Origin of the sequence: Nocardia altamirensis NBRC 108246, assembly GCF_001612685.1 — a bacterium.
Classification (GTDB): domain Bacteria; phylum Actinomycetota; class Actinomycetes; order Mycobacteriales; family Mycobacteriaceae; genus Nocardia; species Nocardia altamirensis.
Genome location: NZ_BDAY01000029.1, coordinates 52252 through 65122, shown reverse-complemented (window position 1 = coordinate 65122; position 12871 = coordinate 52252). Strand labels below are relative to the sequence as shown.

Below are 12871 nucleotides of genomic sequence, written 5' to 3'. Positions count from 1 at the left end.
TCGTGTAGCCGTTACGCGAGACCTGCTCGGGGCGGACCAGTTTGCCTAGTTTTTCCTTGAGCCAGGGCTTGTTCGACCTGCCCTCGTAGGGCACGTACGCGAACAACTCGGTCGCTCTGCTGACCTCGTTGTCCGTACGTATGAGCACTCGCTCCAGCCACGGGCTTTCCGACATCGCGGTCCCCTCTTGTTCTCCACCAGCCGTCGCCGGGTTCGCTGGCTGGCTCAGGTCTTCGAGAATCCAGTGTGACCGCCGCCACCGACAACTAGCCCACGTGAGAACGATCTGCTCAGATTTCGATCGACGAAATCCTCTCGGGCTCTGTTGATCTCAGACCATCTTGGCGATGGAACTTCCGGGTTGACCGCAATTCCACGTGGACGAGGGCGGCAGCCCTGGAGTGGCACCCGCAAACTCGGACCGTGGCGAAAACGTTTGCAGCCCAGCGACGTCGGCTCACTCAACAGGAGATGTCAAGAGCCTCTGATCCTGCCCATGTGACCGCCGAAGAAGGGACCTGCCGGAGTCCAGTCCGTTCCCGGTGGTGTTTGGCCGACTGGTCAGGGCCGCACGATACTGGCTGGGTGGCTGACACCATCGAGTCGATCGCCGTCCGGGTGATGCAGGCGGTTTGAGCCGTCCCGGGTTCGATGCACACTCAGTTATTTGCGTGTGACCGATCGATCGCGTGCAGCGTAATACGTCGCCTCGTACTCCGCAGGCGGGATCCGGCCCAGCCGATGCATCAGACGGCCGGTGTTGTACCAATGCACCCACGCCGAGGTCGCGGCCTCGACATCGGAGAGCCCGGCGAAGACCTGCCCCGACCGGAACGGCGAGTCGGGCTCATCGACACACTCGGCCTTATAGAGCCCGATCGTCGTCTCGGCCAGGGCATTGTCGTAGGCATCTCCGACCGTGCCTATCGATGGCCGAAACCCGTTGAGCCACAGCGTTTCCGCGAAGTGCAGAGCGACATATTGACTGCCCGCGTCAGAATGATGAATCGTGTTGCCCTGTAATGGATTTCCCTGTCTGGCGCGTAGCGCGACGGTCTGATCGACCGCACGGACCACGAAGTCGGCGTGCTTGGAAGTCGAGCATTCCCAGCCGAGGATCCGACCTGCGAACGCGTCGATCACGAAAGCGGTGTAAACCCAGCCTGAGCTGGTACGCACGTAGGTGAAGTCCGCGACGTGGAGAAGATCCGGTGCCTCGACACCGAACCCACGCTCGACCAGATCCGGTGGCCGCAACGCCGTGGGGTCCGCGATGGTGGTGCGGATCTTCTTGCGTCGGGTCGTGCCGGCCCAGCCGTTCACGCGCATCAACCGCTCGACCGTGCAGCGAGCGACCTCGATGCCCTCGCGACGCAGGTGAGCCCACATTTTCAATGACCCGTACAACGCTTCGGGTTTACGACGGCCTCGCTCGTCGCGCTCGATGTGGTAGGACGCGAGGACACCGCTGATCGTGGCGTCCCACACCGCCCGCGCCGAGAATGGTCGTTTGCGCCAGGCGTAGAAGGTTCTCGGGGCGATCTTGACGCCATAGCCGGTCAGGACACGACAGATCGGTGCGACCCCGAATTCCTCGCGGTGGGCGAGGATGAACCGGCAGATCACTTCTGTGGCGGGTCGCACTCCCGCGCGAAGAAAGACGTCGCCGCTTTGAGGATCTCGACGGTCTTCTCCAGCTCACGGTTCTTACGCCGCAACGCCTTCAACTCCGCGGCCGTGTCCTCCGAGACTGGTTGTGGAGAAACGGGATTCGTTGTTATTGGTTGTGTTTTGCGGACCCAGTTCCGGACGGTTTCGGGGTTCGCGCCGATCCGTTCGGCGACGGTCTTGATCGCGGCCCATTCCGATGGGTAGTCGCCGCGGTGGTCGACGACCAGTCGGACGGCCTTCTCGCGGACCTCGTCGGTGTAGAACTTCGGCATAGAACTCACCTTCCCAAGAAAGAAGGTGTGCATCAAACCCGGGATGATTCAGTTCCATCAGATCGCGCGCTCGTGGCGATCGATGGCGTTGATGGCAGCGGCAAGAGCACGTTCGCTTTGAAACTCGTGAAGCACGTGCGCACTCGGCCCGCAATCGTGGTGCACGCCGACAGCTTTCTCAATCCGTCCTCAGTCCGTCACGCGAAGGGCCGGCATTCCCCGGAGGCGTTCTGGCTCGACTTGTACAACTACCCCGCGTTCCACTCATACGCTCTCGGACCACTGCGCCGAGGTGACGGTTGGTACCGCACCGCTTCGTATGATCCAGCAACAGACACGATCATGTGTCCCGCCGCGGTTCACGTGCCTGATAACGCACTCGTGCTGGTCGAGGGAATGTTCCTTCACCGTGACGAGCTCGTGAACCTCTGGGATATGTCGATCTTTCTCGACGTGCCGTTCGACGAGACCGCTCGCCGGATGGCCGAGCGCGACGGCACTCATCCGGACCCGGAACATGACTCGATGCGGCGCTACGTAGACGGCCAACGTATCTACTTCGAGCGGTCACGCCCCTGGGAACGGGCGTCTCTCGTCGTGGACAACACTCATTTCGATCAGCCACGCATCATCGGCACAGAATGTGTCAGCGCCGTCCGACGCGCGAACCATTTACAGCCACCACTGTGAACAACGGGCGACACCATATCTCGCATCACCACCCACGCCTCACAACCAGCATTCCGGCACGACACAGCCCAATGATTGACCTACCGGTAATCGAGTCGCGGTTGCTTTCCGGGGTGCAATTCGGTTGCGGCGGAAGCGTTCGTGCCGCCCGACGGCCCATCAGTGGCGCTGCTGGTGTGCTGCCCATACTCCCCGTGTCGGAGATCGTCATCGACACTGTGGAGGCCGAAGGCTACTGCGACGAGCCGCCGGCGGCCAGTTCGTGGCGGCGCATGGTCAAGTTGTCTTTGCTGAACTCGATTCGCCAAGAACATGTTTCGCACCAGGATCGCCTTCAGGTGGAAAACTCGCTGGCGGTTTCGCCGGTCCCGCAGCGACCATGGGAGTCGTGGTCGAGCAACCGGTAGAAGGCGACGCTTTCGGTGCGATGCTGTTGGAGCAGTGGGAGATCGGCGACGTGTGGGAAGTTGTCGAACGCGACGACGGGCACGTCATGGTCGGCTGGGCGGCCGAACGCTACTTCGCTGAACCCAGCCGATGGAATCCGCTCGACACCGCTGCGATAGACCGATGCGTCGGCAGCGTGCTCGATGTCGGAGCGGGTGCCGGACGAGCGTGTCTCGAGCTGCAGCGCCGCGAGTTACCGGCGCTGGCTTTGGACACCTCCGCGAAGGCGTTGCAGGTGTGCGGGCGCCGAGGTGTCCGCGACAGCTTCCTGGGAACCGTGTTCGACCTGGCCAGGCAACTGCCCGATCGACGATTCGACTCGATCCTGCTGCTGGGCAACAATTTCGGCCTTCTCGAATCACCAGATGCTGCGCGCCGTTTTCTCGATGCTCTAGCCCGGTTGTGCACCGATGGCGGACGAGTCATCGGCCGCGGCCTCGATCCGTATTCGACCGAGGATCCCGATCACCTGCGCTACCACGATCGAAACCGAGCCGTCGGCCGACGTGCGGGCCAGATGCGATTGCGGGTGCGCCACCGCAGCGAGGCCACCCCGTGGTTCGCCTACTGGATGATGTCGCCGCACGAATTGGAGCAAGCGCTGGCCGGTACCACTTGGGACATGGACGAACTACACCAGGACGGCGGCAGCTACATGGCGGTTCTCGGCAAGAACTGACAGCAGCCCGGCTCACCAGCTCGGCTATTGCTCACTGCGACGAGAAACGATACAGACGATGTTGATCGGAGCATCGACATCGGGCAGGGGCGCGCTGCGCTGCTGTGCGAGGCGCGAACTCCGGTGCCGCCGTTCGGTTATCACCACGGTTCGCCGAGACATGGCAGCTCGGCCGGAGCGTCAAAACCGGGTTGTGCGTCCGTAGATGCTCGACGTTCGACGTGTCCGGGCAACTCGGCGAGCCAGCGGTCAGATTCGGTGAACCAGTGCGGTCCGCAGTGCGGATATCGCGCCCCGCGCTGCAAGCCCGGCCGCTACCAGCGGGGTCAGCAGGATCCACGGTCGGCCACGGTTGTAGTCGATGTAGAAGCGCAGCGCGTTGCGGTGGTGGTTGCGCACTTTCCGGAACGGAGCTGAGCGCATGCTGCCGCCCTCGCGGTGGCGGATCTCCACACGCGGATCCAGCACTACCTTCCAGCCGGCGCGATGCATATCCAACGCCATCTTGGTTTCCTCGAAGTACAGGAAATAGCGGGGATCGAAGCCTCCGACGGCGTCGAAGGCTTCACGGCGCAGCAGCATGCAGCAGCCCGAAACCCAGTCGACATCGCTGACCTCGCTCACCGCCGAACCGAAGTAGGCGCGCGTGGCGGGATTGGTCTTCCAGAACGGGCCGAGCAGTGCGTGCGCGATCCCGATGCCGATGGATGGAAACCGGCGACCGGTCGGATACGGCGAGCCATCCAGCCGCGCGATCCGCGGTCCGATCATGCCGATCTTCTCATCGGTTCTCGCGGTCTCCACAAGGGCCGCAATTGATCCGGCACTCAGGTGGGTGTCCGGGTTCGCCAGCAGCAGCCATTCGGTGTCCAGCGTCGCAGCACCCTCGTTGAACGCCGGTCCCAAGCCGATATTGCTATCGCGGCGGATCGTGCGGGCACCGAACCGTTCGACGATGTCGGCGCTGTCATCGGCCGAGCAGTTGTCCACACCGACCACGTCAAGGGTCAGCGGTTCGACCGCCGTGGGCAACGACTCCAGAAACGGCGGCAGATCTTCTGCGCTGTTGTAGGTGACCAGGACGAGGCCGACGGACTTGTCATCACGGCTGGGCATGCCCGCGAAGCTATCACTGCCACGACTGCGCCACGCCAGGCCGACAGACAACGGGCCCCCCGAGGAAGGGCGTGAGCCCGCAGCTCAAGGCCGTCAAGGCCCCGCGGGTTGACTGATCAGAGATGCCCGTCGAAGGCAGGTGCTCGAATAGCGTTCAATCCGCCTGCCGCCGCTGGTAGTCCTGCATGTTCCCGGCGGTACGGCATCGTGGGGGCATAGACTTTCACGGCATGACTTCAGAGGCACTGGGATTCGATCCGTTCATTGCGAGGTATCGGTATCCGGGTCGCGGCATCGCGCTCGGACGCGATGTGCAGGGGATCGGATTCGCCGCGTACTGGCTGACCGGGCGCAGTGCGGAGTCGCGGGATCGGCGAATCCTTGTCGACGCGGACACACTTGCTGTCAGCGATATCGCATCGGCCCAGTCGGATCCGCTGCGGCACTACACCGCGATCGTCGCGCTCACCGACCGGATCGTCGTCGGCAACGGAACCCAGGTGAGCGAGGTCACGGCCGATCTCGGCCAAGAGGTCACCGCGTGGGAGGCACTGAGCAAGTTGGCGTACGAACCGGATCCGCCGATATTGACGCCCCGCATCACCGCAATCGCGACCGTGGCCGGTAACGAGATGGTGGATGTGATCCTGTGCGGCGCGGTGGCGCACCCACGATGGCCGAATATGGCGCAGCACAACATGTTTCATACCGGTCATTTTGAGCCGGGGCAGTCTCACGCGATGACGACCTATGCCGGGGACACCTCGGTGGTGTCAACCAGCGGGCAACCGTGGGCGGTGGAAATCGATACGGTGTGGCAAGAGCTGCACAAGCGGATCTGGGCCAACCTCGACCCGGCGCTGCGCGTCGCGGCCGCCGTGGTGCCCATCGGCGGTGATCTGCGCGACGGCCGGTTCATCGGCGCGGCGGACCCGATCGTTCACGCGGGGACAAGACCCAGCACAACGTGAGTCCCGATGCGGCCCGTCAGCGCATCTGGTAGCGGTTGCTAGGCCGCTCGCGCACGCTCGACGCCGCCGCACACTTCACGGGAATCGCCAGGCTGTCGAGGGCACTCCTAGTCTATATTCGTTTGGCCAGAGCGGTGTTTCAGGTTCCACGATGGCCGTGGCCTTACTCGGCGGCGCACCTCTCACCCCATCACCCGGCAAGAATTCTTCATCCGATGGCTCTAGGTCCGTGGAGTGAACACCGACCAGCCCACGTCGGCGCCCAGCGCACGATCCACCTCGACACCGACCAGCGCATCGCCGAGGTTGGACAGGTGTACCCCGTCCGCGAGCCACAAAGAGCATGATTCAGGTTGCGGCCCAAGAGCTTGCGGCACCCAGCCGAATTCACGGGCGGTGCAGATAAAGGGCTCCCACAACGCCACGAATACGGCTCCCGCCGCTGCGGCCGCCCGCCGCGCTCGAGCGTTGTAGGCCGCCAGCTCAGTGTTCACCGCGGCGGCGTCGATGCCACCCAACCATCCGATCGGCGGCACCTCGATGGCCACAACTTGGCGGGCATGCGCGGCCAGTGCAGCCAACGCGTGCTGGTAGTTGCGTTCGAAGTCGTCGATGGCGACCGCCTCGGGTCGGCCCTGGAATCGGCCCCATACGTCGTTGACGCCGACCTCCAGCAGCGCGAGGTCCCATTCGCGCCGTAGAGCGGTACGGCGAACGCTGTTCAGAACATCCGCCGAGGTGGCCCCGCCTTGGCCGAAATTGCTCGAACAGATCTGCATCCGTGGCCACCGGACTTGCCACTGTGTGAGCAGCCCATGGACGAACCCGCGCTGCCGCCGTTCGGTCACAACCACCCGCTCACCGACGTCCGGCAGATCGGCGGGGCTCGTCAATACCGGATTGTGGGCTTCTAGATGTTCCAGGTGCGAGGTGCCCCACCATCCGATCCAAAATTGCTGTCCCCCAGCGTTATCGGATCCCACTTGGTCGCTCCGCTCCTCGGTCTCACACCTCGTCATCATCGGCCTACTTCGGCGCGCGCAGCCGCAGATAGCGGGTGCCACAGTCCTCGAACGCGCCGCGGAGATAGAACTCGGCCACCGTGTTATCTGCTGCCACAGCGATATGCTGGATGCCTTGCCGCTCGGCCCAATCGACAACTCGGGCGACAAGACGTCTGCCCAGTCCCCTCCCCTGGAAATCGGGGATGACGACCGCATCCGCGACCAGCGCATACAAACCGTCACCGACGAGCCTGACCATGGCGACGACGCCGTTGTCGGCCTCGTGGGCAACTACGCTGAACAGGCTGCGCGCAAGTGGCGCTTCGCAGGTTCCGGCCTCCGGCACCCTCCAGCCCACCGACCTACGAAGCAGCAGATACTCCTCCACCGTCGGCGCACGCTCGAAAATGGTGATCACCTCAGTGATCCTGCGCCGCGAGAGGCAGATCCGGCAACGCGGTTAGTTGTGCCCCGATTCGCCACGCCGGGCGATGGCGACTCGCCGGCGCTCGAACGCAGGCCGAGACCGGGTATTTCAGTGCAGAAAGTGTTCGTCAGGGAGCGGTTGCCTCGACGATCGCATTGCCTTGGGGCTGATCCGCCGTGCCGAGTTGACTGCTCGGACCATGACAAGTGAGGTCACGCCCAGCTCCGGATGATGGTTGCGTGCGACCACGCCGAACCCGTGACGGCGGTAGAGCGCGATAGCTGCAACGTTGGAGTCGCGGACATGCAGCCCGAGCCAGTCGACGCCGGCTTCCTCGCACGCCCACGTGTACAACGCGGCGCACAAGCCATCGGCTACACCTTGGCCGCGGAACTGCGAGACAACGTAGGTACCCCAAACCATTGCCCAGCGATCGCCAGGACCCACAGGCGGGTCCGGTAGATCGAACTCGTCACTGTCGCGTTCAGAGTCCAAGAAGGCGCCGGCCATTCCCACCCATGTCAGGTTGCCAGGCTCCTCGGCGACCACCAGGACCTGGTGCCCTCGACGGGTGTAGCGGGTAACCCGTGCTTCCCAAGCCGTGGCGTTCAACGCCGCCGCCTCGTCGAGGGTTTCGAGAAACGCCGACCCGTCAGTGCGTAGCGCCTGCAAGCGCAGCGAACGCAAACGCGGCCCATCGCCCGCACCGGGCCGCTTCAGCGCCCACATCAGTTGCCCACCGAGGTCTTCGGAGCCGCGAAATACAGGCGAGCCCCCAGGTTGTCCAACGGGGACAGATAGACCAAGGCACGGAACCAGGCCATCGCCTTACGAGGGTGCAGCCGGTACAACAAGGCGGCGTAGGCGAACAACACCCGGTGCGCGGGCCGATTGTCGATCTCACCGTAAGGCAGACACTCGGTGAATGGCCACGGGAGGCTCTGCTGAAGAACGCACACTCCAGCTGCGGCCCATTCCAGTCCGTGCGTGATCGCCTCACGCTCTTCGTCCGACGATGCCTGGCCTGGGTTGTCCTCGGGGTCGCCGGCCAACGAGTAGGCGAGCTCGGCGTAGGCGTCGAGGCACTGCGGATGTAGGAATCTGCCGCAGATCTCGCGGCACCCCGATTCATATGCCTCGCGATCCTGCTCGGACTCCTCGCCATCCGGCAGCCAGATCCTCTCCATCCGCCACTCGGCCCGGGCACCGAGTGCGCGGACCTCACGCTCCGGGGTGGTCAATGAACCGGCGGGATTGTCGTCGTAACACTGCGCCGGATCGAACCGCTGCTCCGTGCGCCACGCCAGCAATGGACGGTCGAGCTGCCGCAAGGCTTGTCCCGCCACCAATCCCGTCGGTGCGATCCACGGCACGGCACCTCTGGGGACCTGAAGGATTTCCACGGCCACAGTCTCGTCTACCGGCAACCGACACGGACCAGATCTGCGACGTCACGGAATTGCATGGTCAGCATCCGAGCCCAACGCTCGCTCAGCACAACCCCGCCTCGGCCGCCGCTCTATCGGGACGTTCCCGCGTTTGTCTGCCCCTCGGAGACACCGAGACCCGAGCAGTCAGCCCAGCGCCGAGACAGCCGCTCGTACGCGGCGGCCTCGTCCATGGCGAGGATCTGGGAATATTCGAGCGCCAGCACACCCGAGGTGCCAGCCCGCACGAGATCAAGCAGTCCATTGGCTACGCCTACGGCACAGGCCATTTCACGCTACTCACCGTCAAGACGTGCATAAACTTCCTCCATGGCCACCATCTTGCCGACGCTGACTGTTTGCTCGAAAGCCGCGTCGCCGATTTCGGATTCTGCGTGGGCTGCCCCTGCGGGGTCGTAGTGTTCGCCATCGCATGGGCTGGCGACCGGGTACGCGTCCACGAATCCGGTGACCTAGCACTGTATTCCGAGTTCGAAGCGACGGGCTGGCCCGAATCCGATCACGGAGACCCTGTCCTCGGTCCATTTCTGTGTCGTGAAGTTCCACCGTTGGGCGCGGCAGAGTTCGCCGCGCGCAAGACCCGCCAGTAGGCCTCAACCGCGCGCGGAGATGCCTATACAAGTGAGAACGATCGTGGTCCCGCCGGTGCGGTGCGTGAAATCCGCTGTGGTCGTGTCGGTGTCCGCGGCTACGCTGCTTGCCCGTGACGACGACTACCGGTCCGCTGTGGGATCCCCGCACCGAGCACGATCTGCGTACCGCCCTGGACCATGGGCTGCTCGAGGAGACGCACTACCTCGATCTCAAGCGGACGGTCGATCCGGGCAAGTCAGCCAACAAGAAGATCGCGGCTGATATCGCCTCATTCGCGCTCGACGGCGGCACGATCGTCATCGGAGTCGACGAAGGTGCCGACGGGGCGACACTGAGCCTGTGGCCGATCGAGTTGGCCGGCTTGCCCGAACGCATCGAAAGTATCGCCGTCACCGTCGTGCACGAGCCGCTCCGCATCAGCACCACCCGCATCGCCGCCACCGGTACACCCGGGCACGGCTACCTCGTCGTCCGAATCCCCCGGTCCCCACGCGCGCCGCACATGGTCGATGGCCGCTACTACGGTCGCGGGGACAAGGAGAACCGCATCCTGTCCCAGGAAGAGGTGCTGCGGCTGCACGAACGCCGACTGACCGGGCGCACCGACATCCTCGCCGAAACCCACCGCGCCATCGAGGAACTCGGCCCGCGCGGCGGCACCTCGATTCTGGCGATCCTCGCCGAGCCGCTCGGCGCACCTGACGATCTGCTCGTCCCGCTCACCGAATCGGGCGACTGGCAGAGCACCGTTCTATCCCTCGTTCAGGACGCCGCACTGCCCGAGCACCGTGCATACGCGCCAACCCTGGCCGAGACCGGTAGTTTCGGCCGCCGCGCCAACGCCGTTGCTATCACTACTGGTATGCACGACGGCACACGGTTCGAGGTCGGCGAGAACCGCGCCGCCGAGATCGCGTTCCGGGAGAATGGGTCGCTGCTGCTGGCCTCCGAGCGTGCCGTCGAAATCCAGACGTTCCCCCACGTGAACCCGAAACCGCCCGACATCGAGGTGGTGTTCGAGACCTTGATCCTCGGGGACACCTTGCTGTTGATACGTCTGGCCGCTCTGGTCTCCCAACGGTTCGGGTTCAGTGGCACCTGGCGCATCGGGCTGGTCGTGACCGGCTTGCGCGGCACTCGTTCGTTCACCCTCTGTGCCCGGCGTTTCGGGCACGATGGTGCGGTCTACACCGCCGACTCCTACCAGCGGGCCACCGAGGCCACGCTGCTCGACCTCACCGCCGAGCCCCGCACGGTGGTCAAGGCCCTCGTCGCCCCGCTGCTCCGCAGCTTGGACGCCCACCGCGCGTGGGAAACCTACTTCACCGAGCCCACCGACGCCAGCGGTTAGCTCCGCCGAACCCTTGCTTGCCAGCGTCACTGAACCGATTCGCATCGACTCCGTCACCAGCGGTTGCGATCACCTCATGACCGACAAGAGCGCCAGGCCAGGGCGAGGAACTTCGCAGTCAGGCTGCTCTCAATCGGGGCCGCGGCATCATTGCCCGGCTGTGCCCCTGCGGCCACCTAGCTGCATGCCGACCAGCGACAGAAGCGACATCAGGCACTCAATCAGATGGTCGAAGTCCGCCGACGCCGCCTCGGCGAACAGCTTCTCGCCCGCCTCACTGTCGTCGTTCGCTCGTGCGGTCAACAACCGCAGCGCCCATATCTGTCCAGCCGACATATCCGGCGACGCCGGCGGGGGGCGCCATGGGATCGAAGGCAGCGGTGTCATCGCCAACAGCGTGTCCATCCACAGCAGCGCGGCCTGGATCACCGCGGTTCCGGACTCGTCAGCGTCGAGCAGCTGGGCCATCTGCAATGAGCCCTCCACGTAATCGCCGTCGATCGCCGCTTCCAACGCAGCGCGTGCGTGCACTTGCCAGAGCTGATCGGCCAATGTTTTTCCTCCCCGGTTCCACCCCAACGATCATCTCGACCCTATCGCCCGAACCTTCACCCGTCATGCGGGAACATGATCTCGCAGTGCTGAGCCCGCCGGAGTAATCGTTGAACCCACCGATCACTGCACTACGGCAGAGTCAATGTCGTAAACGGTAGTGCCACATGTACTTCGGGTGATAAATCCTCGCCTGAAATTTGGTGAGGCCGACGAAGGCGAATCCTGCGCCGACTGCGACGGCCTGGCTTGCCCAGTTACGGGAGTCGACGTGGCAATACAGGTCGGTGCCGGGGAAATCGAGAAGGCCGACCACTGTGCGCAAGGCGCTACTCGCGTATCCGTTGCCCTGATGTGACTGTGGCACTAGGTATTTGATGACAACCACATCGCGCGTGTAGCTGTCGGCGTCGAGACCACCGACGATGAATTCGGCCGACGGGTGCGCGATGCTGGCAGCGGCGATATAGACCACGCATTCACCGCATCCGTTGCGGCCCACCCATTCCATGCAGTGCCCGGCACCCTCCGGCATAACCTTCCCGCAATCACCCGGGCGCCAACTCCCGATCCAGTCCGCTGCTTCCTGGGTGTCGAACCACGCCGAAATCGTCACCCGATCGACGGGCTTCAGCGGGTGTAGAGCGACATGGTCTGGCATGGCCTGGCGATTATCCACCCTCGGCGCCCACCCAACCGGCAACGTGCCGCAGGACGAGGCCGCCGACGAGAACTCGATGGGGAGACCGCGCCGACACGGCTGAACACGACAACTTCATTCGACGCCACATCGACACCTCGCGCGATTGAGTCATCGGCAACGCAGACTCGCACTCCCGCACGCCCCCCTGCATCGATCAGCCCGACGCAATTCCTGCCGCAGAGGCGGCTCCCTGCTGATCGAGCAGCACCACTGCGGCAACCCGACGACTGGCAGCCATTCCTCTGAACCGCACCCCAGGATGGATTGGACAGCAGGCCAGGCCAAGCACGGTGCGCAGGCGGTGCGCAGTGGCTGCGCATGCAAACGCCGACGAGTAGAGCGCTCATTCCGATCAGAACGAGATTGACGAACTACCCCCTGCCGCAATGTAATTAGAGTTCACATACCTCAGAAGAACCGGCAACCCGGGCACGACTTTCGTCGCCGAGGCAAGTGCGATCACGCCCGACGGTCACGAGAAGCAGCGTCGAGCCCGCGGCTGGGACACATCGACCGCCGAGCCTTGCCGCACTCCGGGCGATCCGAAGGCCGAGCGTCCAGCAATCAAATCGTTACCAACATTACCCCTAGTTTGGGGTAATGTAATTGGCATGACGCACACCGCGACCGCAGAGCTCGATATGGCAGCTCACCATCTCGAGCAGGCCGGGCTGACCATCGATGCCCGCAACTGGACGTGCAGCTACGGATCACTCGATCTGGTCGCCCATGACGCCACGACCACCGTCTTCGCCATGGTGCTCACCCTTCCCAAAGGGAAGGCGGCGGACGCCGTTTCGCCCTCCTTCGCCAAGTGCCAGCGAGTCCGCAGGCTCGCGCTGCTGTGGCTGGCCGAGCAGGACGGCCCTTTCCAGCCCGTCCGGTTCGACGCCCTCTTCGTGCCCGAACTGCCCGCGATCGAGCACCACCTAAACGTCTTCTGACC

The 12871-nt window shown here is 64.1% G+C and carries 14 protein-coding genes; 5 read left to right on the top strand and 9 right to left on the bottom strand.

Going from position 1 to position 12871, the window contains the following annotated elements; all coding sequences use genetic code 11:
• Positions 1 to 663: 663 nt before the first annotated feature.
• A protein-coding gene (locus NA11_RS17065) for an IS3 family transposase (RefSeq protein ID WP_141717642.1) occupies positions 664 to 1943 on the bottom strand; the annotation gives its coding sequence in 2 pieces (ribosomal slippage) (positions 664 to 1661 and positions 1661 to 1943; 1281 coding nt in all).
• 72 nt (positions 1944 to 2015) lie between these two features.
• Between NA11_RS17065 and NA11_RS17055 the strand changes: the two genes are divergently transcribed.
• Positions 2016 to 2633, top strand: coding sequence for a nucleoside/nucleotide kinase family protein (locus tag NA11_RS17055; RefSeq protein WP_218023327.1), 618 nt, complete (start codon positions 2016 to 2018; stop codon positions 2631 to 2633).
• A gap of 388 nt (positions 2634 to 3021) precedes the next feature.
• On the top strand, positions 3022 to 3759 hold the full coding sequence (locus tag NA11_RS17045; protein ID WP_167837657.1) for a class I SAM-dependent methyltransferase: 738 nt from the start codon (positions 3022 to 3024) through the stop codon (positions 3757 to 3759).
• A gap of 249 nt (positions 3760 to 4008) precedes the next feature.
• Here NA11_RS17045 and NA11_RS17040 read toward each other — a convergent pair whose 3' ends face one another.
• Positions 4009 to 4875 carry a glycosyltransferase family 2 protein gene (locus NA11_RS17040; protein WP_069162890.1) on the bottom strand — a complete coding sequence of 289 codons (867 nt, stop codon included), beginning with the start codon at positions 4873 to 4875 and terminating at the stop codon, positions 4009 to 4011.
• Positions 4876 to 5105: 230 nt separating this feature from the next.
• Between NA11_RS17040 and NA11_RS17035 the strand changes: the two genes are divergently transcribed.
• Positions 5106 to 5846: an IMP cyclohydrolase gene (locus NA11_RS17035; RefSeq protein ID WP_069162889.1), complete on the top strand. Its 741-nt coding sequence runs from the start codon at positions 5106 to 5108 to the stop codon at positions 5844 to 5846.
• A gap of 221 nt (positions 5847 to 6067) precedes the next feature.
• Here NA11_RS17035 and NA11_RS17030 read toward each other — a convergent pair whose 3' ends face one another.
• The 5 genes from NA11_RS17030 to NA11_RS44805 form a co-directional block, all read right to left on the bottom strand.
• A complete protein-coding gene (locus tag NA11_RS17030; RefSeq protein ID WP_167837656.1) occupies positions 6068 to 6739 on the bottom strand; it encodes an SGNH/GDSL hydrolase family protein in 672 nt (223 codons plus the stop codon).
• 133 nt (positions 6740 to 6872) lie between these two features.
• A complete protein-coding gene (locus NA11_RS17025) occupies positions 6873 to 7268 on the bottom strand; it encodes a GNAT family N-acetyltransferase (RefSeq protein ID WP_069162887.1) in 396 nt (131 codons plus the stop codon).
• Between the two features lie 117 nt (positions 7269 to 7385).
• Positions 7386 to 8006 carry a GNAT family N-acetyltransferase gene (locus NA11_RS17020; protein WP_069162886.1) on the bottom strand — a complete coding sequence of 207 codons (621 nt, stop codon included), beginning with the start codon at positions 8004 to 8006 and terminating at the stop codon, positions 7386 to 7388.
• The gene (locus tag NA11_RS17015; RefSeq protein WP_069162885.1) at positions 8006 to 8680 is read right to left on the bottom strand and encodes a hypothetical protein; all 675 of its coding nucleotides are present in this window, start codon (positions 8678 to 8680) and stop codon (positions 8006 to 8008) included. Before NA11_RS17015 ends, NA11_RS17020 begins: the two co-directional genes overlap by 1 nt.
• 116 nt (positions 8681 to 8796) lie before the next feature.
• Positions 8797 to 8994, bottom strand: a complete 198-nt coding sequence (locus NA11_RS44805; RefSeq protein WP_141717641.1) for a hypothetical protein — start codon at positions 8992 to 8994, stop codon at positions 8797 to 8799.
• Positions 8995 to 9428: 434 nt separating this feature from the next.
• Here NA11_RS44805 and NA11_RS17010 point away from each other — a divergent pair, with 434 nt between their 5' ends.
• Positions 9429 to 10670, top strand: coding sequence for an AlbA family DNA-binding domain-containing protein (locus tag NA11_RS17010; RefSeq protein WP_084654698.1), 1242 nt, complete (start codon positions 9429 to 9431; stop codon positions 10668 to 10670).
• A gap of 147 nt (positions 10671 to 10817) precedes the next feature.
• On the opposite strand, the gene NA11_RS17005 is transcribed toward NA11_RS17010, so the two are convergent.
• Both NA11_RS17005 and NA11_RS17000 read right to left on the bottom strand, forming a co-directional pair.
• Entirely contained in the window at positions 10818 to 11222 is a 405-nt protein-coding gene (locus NA11_RS17005) for a hypothetical protein (RefSeq protein WP_069162884.1), read from the bottom strand.
• A 142-nt stretch (positions 11223 to 11364) separates the two neighbouring features.
• Positions 11365 to 11901: a GNAT family N-acetyltransferase gene (locus NA11_RS17000; protein WP_141717640.1), complete on the bottom strand. Its 537-nt coding sequence runs from the start codon at positions 11899 to 11901 to the stop codon at positions 11365 to 11367.
• Between the two features lie 635 nt (positions 11902 to 12536).
• Between NA11_RS17000 and NA11_RS16995 the strand changes: the two genes are divergently transcribed.
• Positions 12537 to 12869 (top strand): YraN family protein, encoded by a 333-nt coding sequence (locus NA11_RS16995; RefSeq protein WP_069162882.1) that lies wholly within the window; start codon positions 12537 to 12539, stop codon positions 12867 to 12869.
• Positions 12870 to 12871 lie beyond the last annotated feature (2 nt).